Source organism: Sulfitobacter sediminilitoris, from assembly GCF_010667575.1.
Lineage (GTDB): Bacteria > Pseudomonadota > Alphaproteobacteria > Rhodobacterales > Rhodobacteraceae > Sulfitobacter > Sulfitobacter sediminilitoris.
Genome location: NZ_JAABNT010000001.1, coordinates 274,547 through 288,376 on the forward strand (window position 1 = coordinate 274,547; position 13,830 = coordinate 288,376).

Genomic DNA, 13,830 nt, shown 5'->3' on the forward strand with positions numbered 1-13,830 from the left:
ACGCGCGCACCGCGTCTCACGTGAGCAGCAGTGCGCTACCCCGCTGGCATCCGCTCTTCGATGATACCCGCCCACCAGCTACAGCCAGCCGGGATCGCCTCGTCGTTGAAGTTGTAAAGCGGGTGATGCACCATCGCACCCTCTGTCCCGTTGCCGACCAGGATATAGGCACCCGGCCGCTCTTCGAGCATAAAGGCAAAATCCTCACCGCCCATCACCAAGGGCGCCTCATCGCACTGCCCGGAAATCTTGCGCGCCACCTCGGCGGCAAATTCCGTCTGCTCAGGGTGGTTCACCATCACGGGATAATTGCGTTTGTAGTTGACCCGCGCGGTCGCGCCGAATGTCGCGGCGATCCCTTCGCAAATCTCGGTCACGCGCTTTTCGGCCAGATCGCGCAGCTCATTCGACAGGGTCCGCACTGTGCCATACATTTGCACCTTCTGCGGGATCACGTTGAACGCCTTAGATGAGGTTTCGAACGACGTGATCGACACCACGATGTTACCAATCGGGTCCGCGTTGCGGCTCGCAATCGTCTGCAAAGCGGTAATGATATGCGCTGCCACAACAGTCGTGTCGATCGTCTCTTGGGGTTTGGCCGCGTGGCCGCCCAGCCCCTCAACCTCGATGTCCAGCAAGTCAGTTGCGGCAAAAAACGGGCCGGTGCGAATGCCGAAACTGCCCGTGGGCATCCCCGGCCAGTTGTGCATGCCGTAGACTTCCTGAATGCCCCAACGCTCCATCATGCCGTCGTCACACATCTCCTTGCCGCCGCCGCCGCCTTCTTCGGCGGGCTGGAAGATCACCACGCAGGTACCGCCGAAATTGCGGGTCTCGGCCAGGTAACGCGCAGCGCCCAGCAGCATCGCGGTATGCCCATCGTGGCCGCAAGCATGCATCGCACCGGGCGTCTTGGAGGCGTATTCCACGCCAGTCTGCTCGTGAATGGGGAGCGCATCCATGTCCGCCCGCAGGCCGATGACCTTGCCAGAGCTCTGGGTCTTGCCCTTGATCACGCCGACAACCCCGGTCCGCCCGATGCCCTCGACAACCTCGTCGCAGCCAAAGGCGCGCAGTTTCTCGGCCACCGTGGCTGAGGTGCGATGCGTCTCGAACAGAATTTCCGGGTGTTCGTGCAAATCGCGCCGCCAGGCGGTGATATCGTCATGGAGTTCGGCAAAACGGTTCTTGACGGGCATTGGTTAATCCTTTGTGCATAAGCGACTTTACCCACTGTCTATGGTGAGCATTCAAAAGATGAAAGGGGCCGAAGGTTGACGAAACGGTGAAAGACGGAGGCAGGTCAGGTGCCTCAATCCTTATCCACACCGCAGAAAACTACCCCGCCGCCAGCCGTATCTCCACCATCTCGGCAAACCACGAACAGCCCGCCGGGATCGCGTCATCATTAAAGTCGTATTTGGGGTGATGTACCGTCGGTCCTTCGCCATTGCCGATCATGATATAGGCCCCGGGGCGCACGTTCAGCATGTAGGAAAAATCTTCGCCCGCCATGATCGGTGGCGTGTCCCGCCAGACGCCCGGCATTATGTTCTCGGCCACATCTGCGGCATAGTCAGTCTCGGTGTCATGGTTGATGGTCACCGGATAGCCGCGCTCATAGTCGATCTGCGCGGTGCATTGATAGGCGGCGGCCGTATGGGTCGTCACATCCCGCAAACGCTGTTCGGCTAAATCGCGCACGTCTTCGTCCAGTGTTCTCACCGTCCCGATAAGCTTCACAGTCTGCGGCAGGACGTTGTGGCTTTCGGTATCGCTTCTCATGGTGCAGACCGAGACGACCACCTGTTTGACAGGGTCGACATTCCGGCTTGCGATGCTTTGCAGGGCCACCACCACATGCGCCGCCGCCAGATTGGTGTCGATAGCCTCGTGCGGGGCTGCCGCATGACCGCCCTGCCCTTCGATCACGATTTCGAACTGGTCCGCCGCCGCCAGCAAGGCCCCCTTGCGGATCGCAAACTGCCCCACGGGATAGTCCGGCATGTTGTGCATGCCATAGACCTCGTCGATGCCCCAGCGCTCCATCAGCCCGTCCTTGACCATCTCGTTGCCGCCGCCGCCGCCTTCTTCGGCAGGCTGAAAGATCAGCACGCAGCGACCGTCGAAGTTGCGCGTTTCGGCCAGATATTGCGCGGCCCCCAGGAGCATCGCGGTATGCCCGTCATGCCCGCAGGCATGCATTTTGCCGGGTGTCTTGCTGGCATACTCCAGCCCTGTCGCCTCCATGATCGGCAGGGCGTCCATATCCGCGCGCAGACCGATAGCGCGGCCTGACGTGTTGCTCCGCCCTTCGATCACCGCGACAACACCTGTCTGGCCAATGCCAGTGGTGATGTCAGTAATCCCGAAACTGCGCAGTTTCTCTTCCACGAATTTCGCGGTCTCGTGCACGTCGAATTGCAATTCGGGGTGCTGGTGCAGGTGCCGCCGCCAGGCCGCAATTTCGGCATGCGTCTCGGCAAATCGGTTCTTGATTGGCAAAAGTCTTCTCCTGAAAATATCCCGGGCCTAGATCGAGGGTCCCAGCGCAATTGCGCTCCCGTCTCTGAATCGGGTGCTTCTAAATCTGTGCAGATCATGCCCTACGCTATTGCCCGTGACCAGTGCGCCCAAAATGCGCCCCATCGCAGGACCGATGCCAAAGCCGTGCCCGGACATCCCGGTGCCCACAATCAGACCCGGGATTTCTGCGATGTGATCAACGATTGGAACAACATCCGGCATCGTGTCGATCATGCCCGCCCAGACAGCCTTGAGCCTGACTGGCGGCAAGCCCGGATAGAGCGCAGCAAAGCCGCGCTGTAATTTCCGAATATGACGCGGGTTTGGAGCGGGGTTCAAAACCCGCATTTCTTCAAAAGGCGTCCGGTCTTCTGCTGACCATCGCCGCTGCGTTCGCCATGCATCGGGAAATCCACTTGGCGCGGCGGGCCAATAGGCTTGGCCGAAGGGCGTCGCGCTGAGTTGCGGGAGATACTTGGGAAAGGCGCGAAACGCATCTGGTCCGATAAACAATTCTGAAACGCCTGCCGGTGCCAGTGTGTAGCCGCCGTCAGCGCGCCGCCTGAAAGCCACGTCCTTGGCCGCCGCGGCACCGCTGTGAATTTCCGGCAAAGGGGTCGTGGCAGCGACGCTTTCGCGTACGGAAAGCTGCGGGATCGAGACACCGTGGTTGCGCAGGAACAGCGAGGACCACGCGCCGCCCGCCAGCACAACGCTCGATGTCGCGATGCGACCACGCTCGGTCATCACACCGGCCACGCGGCCCGCCTGAATATCAAGGCTCCGCACCGCGCAGCCCTCGATCAGCTGAGCGCCCGCGCGCGTGGCTACCCCAGCCAGCGCCGGGACTGCGGCCCAAGGTTCCGCCCGCATATCAGAGGGGGTGACCAGCGCCCCGGCGGCAGACCACGCCATGCCCGGAAACATCGCCTGTGTTTCTGACGCTGAGAGGAGACGGGTATCGACCCCATTCGCCCGCGCATGTGGCAGCCACGCCTCGTAACGCACCAATTGCTTGGCCGTGCTGGCAAGATACGTGACGCCGCCCTGCCGCAAACCAAAATCGATGTTGGTTTCAGCCGCGAGTTCTTTCCAGCGCGCGATCGCTTCGACCATGATCGGCAGTTCATCAGGATCACGACCCTGCTGCCTGATCCAGCCCCAGTTGCGCGAAGATTGCTCTGCGGCGATGCGTCCTTTTTCCAGCAGAACGACATCCTGCCCGGCGCGCGCAAGGTAGATCGCGGTAGACACACCGATGACACCGCCCCCGATAACGACCACATCCGCGCGGTTCGGCAGCGCGGCACGATAGGTAATCGGCGTGGCCTCGGTAATCGGAAATGGCTGCATTTGTCTTTCGCCCTGCAGGTGCCGCGAAGCCGCACCTTGCATCTGTCACACGTCGGGAAAGATGGACGTCCCTTGATCAGGTCGCCAATCGCTCCAGAAGCTTCTTCATAAAATCATGCCCTGCATTGAATTGGGCAACTTCAATATACTCGTTGGGCTGATGCGCCTGTTCAATACTGCCGGGCCCGCAGATCACTGCGGAATAGCCTGCATCCTGAAACTGGCCAGCCTCCGTGCCATAGCTCACCTTGTGGCTTGCATTATCCCCGGTGATCTGGCGCACCAGCGCTTCGGCCTCGCCTTCGTGTTCAGGCTGCAAGGCCGGTACGTCGAAGCGCGGTGTGATCTCGATTCGGGTTTCCGGGACAACGGCCTGCATCTCGGCCTCGACCGCGCGGACTTTCTTGAGATAATCCATTGCCCACTTGTCTTTATCCTCGCCCGGTACGACGCGGAAATCCATCGCGAACCAGCAATCCTTGGCGGTGATGTTATGGGCGGTGCCGCCTTTGATCATGCCCACATGGAGCGTTGTGAAAGGAGGGTCGAACATCGCAGCCAGATCGGTGGGCTTGTCCTCCATGTTCTCGGTGTTGATCTGGTTCGCCCATTCGATCAGTTTGGCCCCGGCCATGATCGCGTTGACGCCCTTGTGCAGCATCGACGAATGCACCTCGAATCCGATGACATGCGTGTCAAATCCGATGCCGCCCTTGTGGCCGGTGACAGCCTGCATGGTAGACGGCTCTCCGATGATCGCAGCAGATCCCTTGGGCAGCACAGGCTGCATCGCCTCGATCATCGGTGGCGCGCCGGTACAGCCAATCTCTTCATCGAAACTCAGGGCAATCTGCAAGGGCCGTTTGATGTCGGAATACTTACCTTCCACAAGCGCCCAAAGAGCGAGAGCATCGAACCCCTTCATGTCACAGGTGCCGCGTCCGTAGTACTTTCCGTCCTTCTCAACGACGCTGAACGGATCCGTATCCCACGGCTGACCGTCTACAGGGACCACGTCCGTATGGCCCGACAACACCAAAGCGCCCTCTTCCCACGGGCCGACATGGGCAAAGAGCGCGTGTTTGGGCTGTTCTGGATCAATGTAGCGGTGGCTCTCGATCCCGTGACTGTCCAGATAATCAGCCACCCAATCGATCAGAGGGATGTTCGTATCACGCGAGACGGTCGGAAAGCTGATCAGCTTCTCCATAAGTTCGAAAGGGCTGAGACGCTGCGCCATGTTTAATACCCACTGTCCGTAATCAGCAGGTGATGGCCCGGATGCACTTCGACGTATTCCGACGGGGCAGCCTTGTAGCTGGTCGGATGAATGGGCGACGGGATAGGCTTGAAGTTCAGGTCCTTTTCATCCTTGCGCTGGCGCGGATCGGCAATGGGGACCGCTTTCATCAGCGCCTGCGTATAGGCATGCAACGGGTTCTCGAACACGCGGTCCCGCGGCCCCAGTTCCACAATACGCCCCAAATACATAACGCCAACGTAGTGGCTGACCCGTTCAACCACGGCCATGTCGTGGCTGATGAACAGGAAGCTCAGGCTCAGCTCGTCCTGCAGTTCCATCATCAGGTTCAGCACCTGCGCCTGTACTGACACGTCGAGCGCTGAAACAGCCTCGTCCGCGATGATCAGCTTGGGGTTCAGCGCCAGTGCGCGGGCAATCGCGACCCGCTGCCGCTGACCGCCCGACAGCTCGTGCGGGAAGCGACGCATGAAGCTGCGCGGCAATTCCACACGGTCAAACAGCATCTCGACCCGATCAGTGACGTCTTTGCCCTTGAGGGTCTTGAAGTTGTGGATCGGCTCGGCCACCTGATCGGCCAATTGCATCTGTGGGTTTAACGAGGCGAAGGGATCCTGAAAGATCATCTGCATATCAAGCCGCGCGGTGCGCAGATCGCGCTGGCTTAACGCCATGATATCCGTCCCGCCCAGATTGACTTCACCTGTCTGCGGCTCGACCAAACGCAGAATAGAGCGTCCGGCAGTGGATTTACCACAGCCTGATTCCCCAACAAGGCTCAGCGTCTGACCCTTGTTGATCGTGAATGAGAGGTCTTCAACCGCATGGACATTGGCCACGGTGCGGCGGAAAAAACCACCTTTCACAGGGAACCGCGTGGTCAGGTTCTTGACGCTCAGCAGCACCTCCTCGGTGCCCTCAATCGGTTTGATGGCGTTCTTGTCACTGCCCAAAAGCTTCATCGGTTCGGGGTATTTCTTACCCTTCATCTCACCCAGTTTGGGCACCGCCGCCAACAAAGCTTTGGTATAGGCGTGTTTGGGGTTCTCGAAAATCTCCTCGACCGTGCCTTCCTCGACCTTATTGCCTCGGAACATGACGACCACCCGGTCCGCCATCTGCGCCACAACGGCCATGTCGTGGGTGATGAACATCACCGCCGTGCCGGTTTCGCGCTTCAGGCGGTCCATCAGCGCAAGGATTTCGGCCTGAATGGTCACATCCAGCGCCGTTGTCGGCTCATCCGCAATCAGCAGGCGCGGCTCACAGGCCAGCGCCATGGCGATCACCACACGTTGACGCATGCCACCAGACAGCTCGTGCGGGTATTGCTTCAGCCGCCGCTCCGGCTCGGGAATGCGAACCTGCTTGAGCAATTCAAGCGCGCGCGCTTCGGCTTGTCTTTTATTCATTCCCTTATGGATGCGCAGACCTTCGGTCATCTGACGCCCAACAGTGAAAACCGGGTTCAACGCAGTCATCGGCTCTTGAAATATCATTCCGATTTCATTGCCGCGAATGCGCCGCATCTCGGCCTGACCGGCATGGGCAAGATCGATCTGGTCACCTTGTGCACGATCAAAAAGCAGGCGACCGCCTGCAATTTCACCACCGCCGTATTCCACAAGCCGCATCAGCGACAGCGAAGATACCGATTTCCCGGAGCCGGATTCGCCAACAACGCAGACGGTTTCTCCCGGATTGATGTCGAAACTGACATCCTCTACCCCCACCACGGGGCCATCTTTGGTCTGAAATTCAACCCGAAGCCCTTGAATTTGCGCAATAGGTGCCGCGTTGGTTTGGTCGAGCATATTTTCCCCTGTCGCTATTGGCAGCGTTATCGCCCAGACGCTACGGCTTAACCCATCGCAGGTCAAACCGCTCGGGCACTTGGCCCATCAATTTTGTGCTTACCCTTAGACAAGGCTTGCAATTTGATGAAAACCTGTTGTCATACGTGCCATGCGCTTCGGGGGTGCGCGAATTGAAGTCAGCAAATCTTGCATCTTTACGCAGGGTTAGCAGCTCTTCTTAAAGTTTTCCCGAAGCGACGAAGCTGGGTGGGCCTGTCCCACCTCAAAACGCGGCACTCTTAAACGTGTCCAACAAGGAGAGTATTATGAAATTGAAAACCCTACTGATGGGTGCGATCGCGTCTACCGCGCTTGCCCCAATGGTCATGGCAGAGGGTCACGAAGGTGAACGCGGTCGCGACGGAGAAGTGAAGATCATTTATTGGCAAGCGCCATCGATTCTGAACCCCTTCCTGTCCGGCGGCACTAAGGACGTTGAATCAGCCTCTCTCGTACTGGAGCCTCTGGCCCGCTATAACGAGACCGGTGAGATGGTTCCGTTCTTGGCCGAAGAAGTCCCGACAGTTGCCAACGGCGGCGTTTCCGAGGATCTGACCACAATCACATGGAAGATCAAAGAGGGTCTTCAGTGGTCCGACGGCACGCCTGTGACATCTGCAGACGTCAAATTCACTGCGGAATACTGCATGCATCCCGAAGGCGGCTGTGCGCAGGCCGCATTCTTTGACGGTGTTGAAATGGTCGAAGCTGTCGATGATCTGACAGTGAAGGTCACTTTCAACCAGCCCAAGCCGAATCCTTACGGTCCATTCGTCGGTGGCCAATCCCCGATCATTCAGGCTGCACAGTTTGCCGAATGCCTCGGTGCCAAGGCGCCTGAGTGCACCGAAGCCAACTTCAACCCGATTGGTACAGGTCCTTTCGTGGTGACTGACTTCCGTCCCAACGACGTGATCACATTTGCCGCGAACGACAACTACCGTGAAGCAGGCAAGCCTGCATTTGCCTCCGTAACCTTCAAAGGCGGCGGTGACGCGGTTGCAGCGGGTCGTTCTGTTCTGGAAACGGGCGAGTTCGACTATGCCTGGAACCTCCAGCTGGCACCTGACGTGATTGCCAAGATGGAAGAAGGCGGCAAGGGCAAGGCCATCGCAGGCTTTGGTCCACTGGTTGAACGTCTGGAAATGAACCTGACGAACCCCTCACCGGATCTGCCCCCAGAGACACGCGCAACAGTCGCAGAGCCGCACCCGTTCCTGAGCGATCTCGCGGTGCGTACAGCCCTTTCCATGGCCATCGACCGCGCACTGCTGACCGAGGTAGGTTATGGCAAGGCCGGTACGCCAACCTGCAATCTGGTTCCTGCGCCTGCGATCTATGCATCCGATAACACCGGCTGCCTGACACAGGACATCGAAGGTGCCAACGCAATGCTGGAAGAAGCTGGCTGGGTCAAAGGCTCCGACGGCATCCGCGCCAAGGATGGCGTGCGTCTGTCGATCCTGTACCAAACCTCCACGAACGCCGTACGTCAGGACTTCCAGGCCTTGATCAAAGACTGGTGGAGCCAGATCGGTGTCGAAACCGAACTGCGCAACCTTGACGCTTCCGTGTTCTTTGGCGGTGACCCAGGTTCGCCTGACACCTTCCAGAAGTTCTATGCGGACGTGGAAATGTACGCCAACACCTTCAACGGCACTGACCCCCAGCAGTACCTGGCGGCCTACCGTTGCGGCGCCGAGCCTAAGCCTTCCAGCCAGTGGCAGGGTGAGAACATCAACCGCTTCTGCGATCCTGAGTATGACGCGCTGATCGACGAACTGGCACGCACCGGTGACATCGACAAGCGTGGTGAGATCGCGCGCAAGATGAACGACATGCTGACCAAGGACACGATGACAATCGTACCGCTGGTCAACCGTGCCCGTGTATCTGCGCATGCTGACAGCCTTGGTGGTATCGCGCTCAACGTCTGGGACAGCGAGCTGTGGAACATCGCCGATTGGTACCGCATCGGCGACTGATTACGGTTGTGGCGGGGATCACCCCCGCCGCTTCAATTGCGCAGGGCAGGTTCGCCCGCCCTGCGCCCTTCCCTTCCAGACTGATTAACAAAGGCGACGGCCCTTCATGCTGACCTTCACCTTCCGACGATTGATCCTGTCAATCCCGACACTTTTGTTCATCAGCCTCGTGATCTTTGGCCTGCTACAATTGGCACCCGGCGATCCCATGGCGCAGGTGCCTTTAACCGTACCACCAGAAGTAAAACAGAAGATGCGCGAGGCACTTGGCCTTGGCGCGCCGTGGTACGTTCAATACTACAAATGGCTGATCCAGTTCTTCTGGATCGAGCCAAAGATCCTCATCGACTACCTGACCAACTCCAGCCTGCTGCTGGGCTGGTTGCCTGACACCAGCTTTTACAATGGTGAGCTGCGGGTTATCTCATGGCAGACCCGTTCGCCGGTCATGGATATCGTCATCCAGCGGATGCCACAGACCCTCTGGGTTGTTGGGCTCAGCTATATTGTCGGTATCGTCATTGCGATCCCGATCGGCATCTATTCTGCCTACCGCCATTATTCAGTATTCGATCAGGCGGGTACGTTTATCACCATGGTTGGTTTCTCGATCCCGCCTTTCTTTACCGGTCCGCTGCTGATCGTGATCTTCTCTGTGTACCTCGGCTGGCTGCCGTCAATCTATGACACCACCCACGTCGTGACCGATTGGGCCAGCTTCAAGGTTCAGTTCTACCAGATGATCATGCCCGTCATGGTGCTGGCCTTGCAGACTACAGCCCAGATCAGCCGCTACATGCGCGGCGCGATGCTGGATAACCTCAATCAGGACTATGTGCGTACCGCCCGCGCCAAGGGCCTGCGCGAAGGCGTAGTGGTCATGGTCCACGTGCTGCGCAACTCCATGATCCCGGTCGTGACTGTGATCGCGCTTGGCATGCCAGCCATCTTTGGCGGCGCGATCATCACCGAGAACGTCTTTAAGGTGAACGGCATCGGTCAGTTGCTGTTGACCGCCCTTTTTGCAAACGATCTGCCCATGGTGATGACGCTCACGTTTATCTTCGCCATCCTGATCGTCCTGTTTAACCTGATCGCTGATGTCCTCTACGGACTGCTTGACCCGAGGATCCGCTATGACTGAGCAAGCTGTCCCCGCCAGCCCCATCGAGGCCGATATCGAGATCTTTGGCGCACTCACGGACAAAGAGCCGCAAAAGCCGCCGCGCAGCCAGTGGAAAGACGTCTGGGACCAGTTCCGCAAACACAAGGGCGCGGTCTTTGGTGGTGGCTTCCTGATGTTCATCACTCTTGGTGTGATCCTTGGCCCATGGCTATGGGATGCCGACCCCAAGGCGCTGGACATCCGTAACAAGGACTGGCGGCCAGTCTACACTCTCTTGTGGAACGCAGACGCCAAGGCGGGATGGATACATCCCTTCGGCACCGACCAATTGGGCCGCGATATCCTCGCCCAGATGATAGCTGGTGGGCGTGTGTCCATGGCCGTTGGTTGGCTTGCCATGGGTCTTGCGCTGCTGATCGGCACCGCCATCGGTGTGCTGTCTGGCTACTTCAAGCGCCTTGATTTCCTGATGATGCGCTTTACTGATCTGGTCCTGTCCCTGCCCATCCTCCCGCTAACGCTGCTGGCCGTGACCCTGTTCCGCCAGCCCCTGAATTCCCGGTTCGGCCCCGAAGGGGGCATGTTCATTCTGATCGTGGGCATCATTGGCCTGACATCGTGGATGCAAACCGCGCGGATCGTACGCGGCGATATTCTGGCGTTGAAAGAACGTGAGTTCATTCTGGCTGCCCGGTCCATTGGCACGACTTCTGGCAAGATCATCCGCCGTCATCTGTTGCCCAACGTTATCTCGCCCATCATGGTTTCGGCGACGCTGGGCCTTGCCACGGCCATCATCACAGAAAGTGCGCTGAGCTTTCTCGGCGTTGGCTTTCCTTCAGACTTCCCCACTTGGGGCAAACTGTTGGCAGATGCTGTGCAAAGAATGCAGGATTTCCCTGAGCGCGTTCTGCTGCCGGGGATTGCCATCTCACTGACAGTGCTGAGCGTGAATTACCTCGGCGACGGCCTGCGCGATGCGCTTGATCCGCGGATCAGAGGCCGCTGAAGCGCGCGAGTGTCTGCGTGTCCTGTCAGGTAAAGCAGACGCCGCTCTGCATGTGAAATAAGAACAAAAGCCTTAAAGCGGCATCAAAGCGGCACGCGCGGACCTGCGCGCCACGTGCTGACAAACCGTTGTTCTTTGGACGGCTCTGATGTGGAATAATGTCCTCCAAAACCCCCTCTCAGGGCCTTGGGGCTGACTTGATCAACCTCGCCTCCTGCCCCAGATGGAACAGATCTTCTGAATTGGGGAAAAACCATGTTCGAGGCCTTCGCTTTTGAGAATCTGACCGCACCGCAGGCGTCAGTATATTTCGCACTGATCATCGGCGCGCTTTTTGGCGTGCTGGCACAGATCACCAAGTTCTGTTTTCGCCGCGCGATTGTGGGCGAAGACAGCCGTGCTGCTGCCGGTGTCTGGCTGACCGCGCTGGGAGTTGCTGTCATAGGTACGCAAGCCGCAGTTGCTGCCGGATACATCACCTTTGACGACCACCGCTTCATGGTTTCTGACATGCCTGTACTTGCCATCGCGCTGGGTGGCCTCCTCTTTGGGGTTGGCATGGTCCTGACGCGTGGCTGCGTGTCCCGCCTGACAGTGCTAACAGGGTCCGGCAACCTGCGTGCCGCGCTAGTTGTGCTCGTCTTCGCCGTGGTGGCTCATATGACCCTCAAGGGCGTGCTGGCACCGGTGCGGACCGCGCTAGGCTCTGTAACCGTCCCCATGGGGGACACTGTTAGTCTCGCCGCCCTCCCCGGCGGTGCGCCTTTCTGGGCTGGTCTTATTGCGCTTACCGCTCTCTCTTTTGCCCTGCGTTCGGGCAACCGGGTCAGTACCCTGATACTTGCCGCGCTGATCGGTCTTCTGGTCCCTGCGGCGTGGGTCGGTACCGGCTTCATCCTCTATGATGATTTCGATCCCATCGCGCTGGAAAGCCTGTCCTTCACGTCGCCTGCTGCCGACACGCTGTTCTGGAGCATCGCAAGCACCTCTATCGCGCCGGGATTCGGTACCGGCTTGATCGCAGGTGTTCTGGGCGGAGCATTGGTCGCCAGCCTTATCTCTGGCCGCTTTCAATGGCAAAGCTTCGACTCCCCGCGCCAGACCGGTCGCTACATGGCTGGCGCATCTCTCATGGGTGTGGGCGGTGTGCTGGCAGGCGGCTGCACGTTGGGTGCCGGCCTCTCAGGTGTCCCGACACTGTCGCTTGCGGCCATCCTTGCCATTGTAATGATCGCATTGGGGGCCAAGGCGACCCAGGCGTTGCTTAGTCAAGGTGCTTCCGCAAGCGGCGCACCATCAGCCACACGGCAGCTACAACCGGCAGAGTGATCAGCGCAGTGAGCACCCCTTTGCTCGCACCCAAAACCTCGGCGGCGGGGTATAATAGGTATCCCGCCAAAGACACTGCGTAATAGCTGATTGCCACAACCGAAAGCCCCTCGACCGTTCTCTGCAACCGAAGCTGCAAGTCAGCCCGCTTGTCCATGCTGGCAAGGATTTCCTGGTTTTGGGCAGATCGTTCCACATCCACACGTGTCCGCAGAAGTTCCGATGCTCGGATCGCTCTTGCGGACATCGTCTTGAGACGGGTCTCACTGGATTGGACCGTTCGCATCGCGGGCTCGTACCGGCGCATCATGAACTCGGCAATGCTCTGCCTGCTCAAGAAGCGGTTCTCTCGCAATGCCTCGATCCGCTGGCCAACGATAGCCCGATAGGCCCCCGTCGCGCCGAAACGGAACGCCGTCTTGACCGACAGCTCTTCCAGTTCAACCGAAATATCCAAAAGCGCATGCAGCGTGTCTTCGGCCTTGGCCGCCGGGCCTTTCATCTGCGCCATGAGATCCGTCAGCTTGGCGTCCAGATCATTAAGCTGCGGTGCCATCCAGCGGACCATGGAAAAGCCCAGCATGGAGGCTGATTTATACATTTCGATCTCGCACAGCCGCTGCACGATGCGGCCTGTGCGGCGTGTCCCGGTCTTGTCATCCTTGAAAAGTGCGATGCGAAGATGGCCCGCAGAATCGATGCGAAAGTCCGAGGCCACCACCGCCGCCCCCTCCAGCACATCAGCCACCGCAAGGCTTTCTGGCACGAACCAGTCTGACAGCTTTTCGCTGATCTCCTTGTCGGTCGCGGGCTTGGGCATCAGCCGGATCAGCGCTGAGGTGATCCGTCCCCCCGGCGCCTCAGACAACCAATAGTCGGGAAAAACATCGAATTCACCGGGATCGAACGCCCGCTCCCCGGCTTCGTCGCGGAAAACGGTGTAGGTCACCAGCTCTGTGTGCTGCTCCCATTTCAGCCAGTATTTCCCCATCTCGCCATAGTAATGCGTGGCTTGTGGATCAGGCTTGGGTGCACCGTAGTGATCCAGAAGCGCGGTAAGATGTGCCAGATCGGTGCTCTTGTCCCGGTTCGCAGCATCGTCAGGCTGTTTGATCGCCAGAAACACCGCCGTGGAAGGCGCTTTGAGTGACGGAAAAGGGCGCGCGTGAAGCTCCCCGGTCAGGGCGTAGCGTTGTGGATAGTCTTTGATCGGGGCCATGGGCGGGTTTCCAAGGATCGTTGTGTGATCCCATACATAGGCGATTTTTTGGAATTTGACAGAGAAAGTTTATACTTTTCAGGATGTTGGGCGTGTACATTTGCATACCGTAGCGCCACAACCCACGACAATCGCTGAAAGAATTGGAACCAACGGCCCTGCC

10 protein-coding genes are annotated in these 13,830 nt (G+C 58.8%); 4 read left to right on the top strand and 6 right to left on the bottom strand.

What is annotated here, in order from left to right:
• Positions 1 to 35: 35 nt before the first annotated feature.
• The 5 genes from GV827_RS01390 to GV827_RS01410 all read right to left on the bottom strand — a co-directional run bounded on the left by GV827_RS01390 (position 36) and on the right by GV827_RS01410 (position 6,957).
• Entirely contained in the window at positions 36 to 1,202 is a 1,167-nt protein-coding gene (locus tag GV827_RS01390) for a M20 aminoacylase family protein (protein WP_164351898.1), read from the bottom strand.
• Positions 1,203 to 1,341: 139 nt separating this feature from the next.
• Positions 1,342 to 2,508 (bottom strand): M20 aminoacylase family protein, encoded by a 1,167-nt coding sequence (locus GV827_RS01395; RefSeq protein ID WP_164351899.1) that lies wholly within the window; start codon positions 2,506 to 2,508, stop codon positions 1,342 to 1,344.
• A gap of 27 nt (positions 2,509 to 2,535) precedes the next feature.
• The gene (locus tag GV827_RS01400; protein ID WP_164351900.1) at positions 2,536 to 3,882 is read right to left on the bottom strand and encodes an NAD(P)/FAD-dependent oxidoreductase; all 1,347 of its coding nucleotides are present in this window, start codon (positions 3,880 to 3,882) and stop codon (positions 2,536 to 2,538) included.
• A gap of 76 nt (positions 3,883 to 3,958) precedes the next feature.
• Positions 3,959 to 5,122, bottom strand: coding sequence for an acetylornithine deacetylase (argE, locus tag GV827_RS01405; RefSeq protein ID WP_164351901.1), 1,164 nt, complete (start codon positions 5,120 to 5,122; stop codon positions 3,959 to 3,961).
• A 2-nt stretch (positions 5,123 to 5,124) separates the two neighbouring features.
• Positions 5,125 to 6,957 carry an ABC transporter ATP-binding protein gene (locus GV827_RS01410; RefSeq protein ID WP_164351902.1) on the bottom strand — a complete coding sequence of 611 codons (1,833 nt, stop codon included), beginning with the start codon at positions 6,955 to 6,957 and terminating at the stop codon, positions 5,125 to 5,127.
• A 308-nt stretch (positions 6,958 to 7,265) separates the two neighbouring features.
• On the opposite strand from GV827_RS01410, the gene GV827_RS01415 reads away from it, so the two are divergent.
• From GV827_RS01415 to GV827_RS01430, 4 genes are all read left to right on the top strand, one after another.
• A complete protein-coding gene (locus GV827_RS01415; protein ID WP_164351903.1) occupies positions 7,266 to 8,984 on the top strand; it encodes a peptide ABC transporter substrate-binding protein in 1,719 nt (572 codons plus the stop codon).
• 106 nt (positions 8,985 to 9,090) lie between these two features.
• Positions 9,091 to 10,128, top strand: coding sequence for an ABC transporter permease (locus tag GV827_RS01420; RefSeq protein ID WP_164351904.1), 1,038 nt, complete (start codon positions 9,091 to 9,093; stop codon positions 10,126 to 10,128).
• Positions 10,121 to 11,119, top strand: a complete 999-nt coding sequence (locus tag GV827_RS01425) for an ABC transporter permease (protein WP_164351905.1) — start codon at positions 10,121 to 10,123, stop codon at positions 11,117 to 11,119. Before GV827_RS01420 ends, GV827_RS01425 begins: the two co-directional genes overlap by 8 nt.
• A 255-nt stretch (positions 11,120 to 11,374) precedes the next feature.
• Positions 11,375 to 12,448 (top strand): YeeE/YedE family protein, encoded by a 1,074-nt coding sequence (locus GV827_RS01430; RefSeq protein ID WP_164351906.1) that lies wholly within the window; start codon positions 11,375 to 11,377, stop codon positions 12,446 to 12,448.
• Here GV827_RS01430 and GV827_RS01435 read toward each other — a convergent pair.
• Complete coding sequence (locus tag GV827_RS01435) at positions 12,384 to 13,667, bottom strand: DUF3422 family protein (protein ID WP_164351907.1); 1,284 nt, start codon at positions 13,665 to 13,667, stop codon at positions 12,384 to 12,386. The genes GV827_RS01430 and GV827_RS01435 overlap by 65 nt on opposite strands.
• Positions 13,668 to 13,830: the final 163 nt, after the last annotated feature.

Excerpts from the sequence above, each read along its gene's own strand:
- GV827_RS01420 (WP_164351904.1), top strand. The coding sequence starts at position 9,091 with ATGCTGACCTTCACCTTCCGACGATTGATCCTGTCAATCCCGACACTT.
- GV827_RS01415 (WP_164351903.1), top strand. The coding sequence starts at position 7,266 with ATGAAATTGAAAACCCTACTGATGGGTGCGATCGCGTCTACCGCGCTT.
- GV827_RS01435 (WP_164351907.1), bottom strand. The coding sequence starts at position 13,667 with ATGGCCCCGATCAAAGACTATCCACAACGCTACGCCCTGACCGGGGAG.
- GV827_RS01430 (WP_164351906.1), top strand. The coding sequence starts at position 11,375 with ATGTTCGAGGCCTTCGCTTTTGAGAATCTGACCGCACCGCAGGCGTCA.
- GV827_RS01400 (WP_164351900.1), bottom strand. The coding sequence starts at position 3,882 with ATGCAGCCATTTCCGATTACCGAGGCCACGCCGATTACCTATCGTGCC.
- argE (WP_164351901.1), bottom strand. The coding sequence starts at position 5,122 with ATGGCGCAGCGTCTCAGCCCTTTCGAACTTATGGAGAAGCTGATCAGC.
- GV827_RS01425 (WP_164351905.1), top strand. The coding sequence starts at position 10,121 with ATGACTGAGCAAGCTGTCCCCGCCAGCCCCATCGAGGCCGATATCGAG.
- GV827_RS01390 (WP_164351898.1), bottom strand. The coding sequence starts at position 1,202 with ATGCCCGTCAAGAACCGTTTTGCCGAACTCCATGACGATATCACCGCC.
- GV827_RS01410 (WP_164351902.1), bottom strand. The coding sequence starts at position 6,957 with ATGCTCGACCAAACCAACGCGGCACCTATTGCGCAAATTCAAGGGCTT.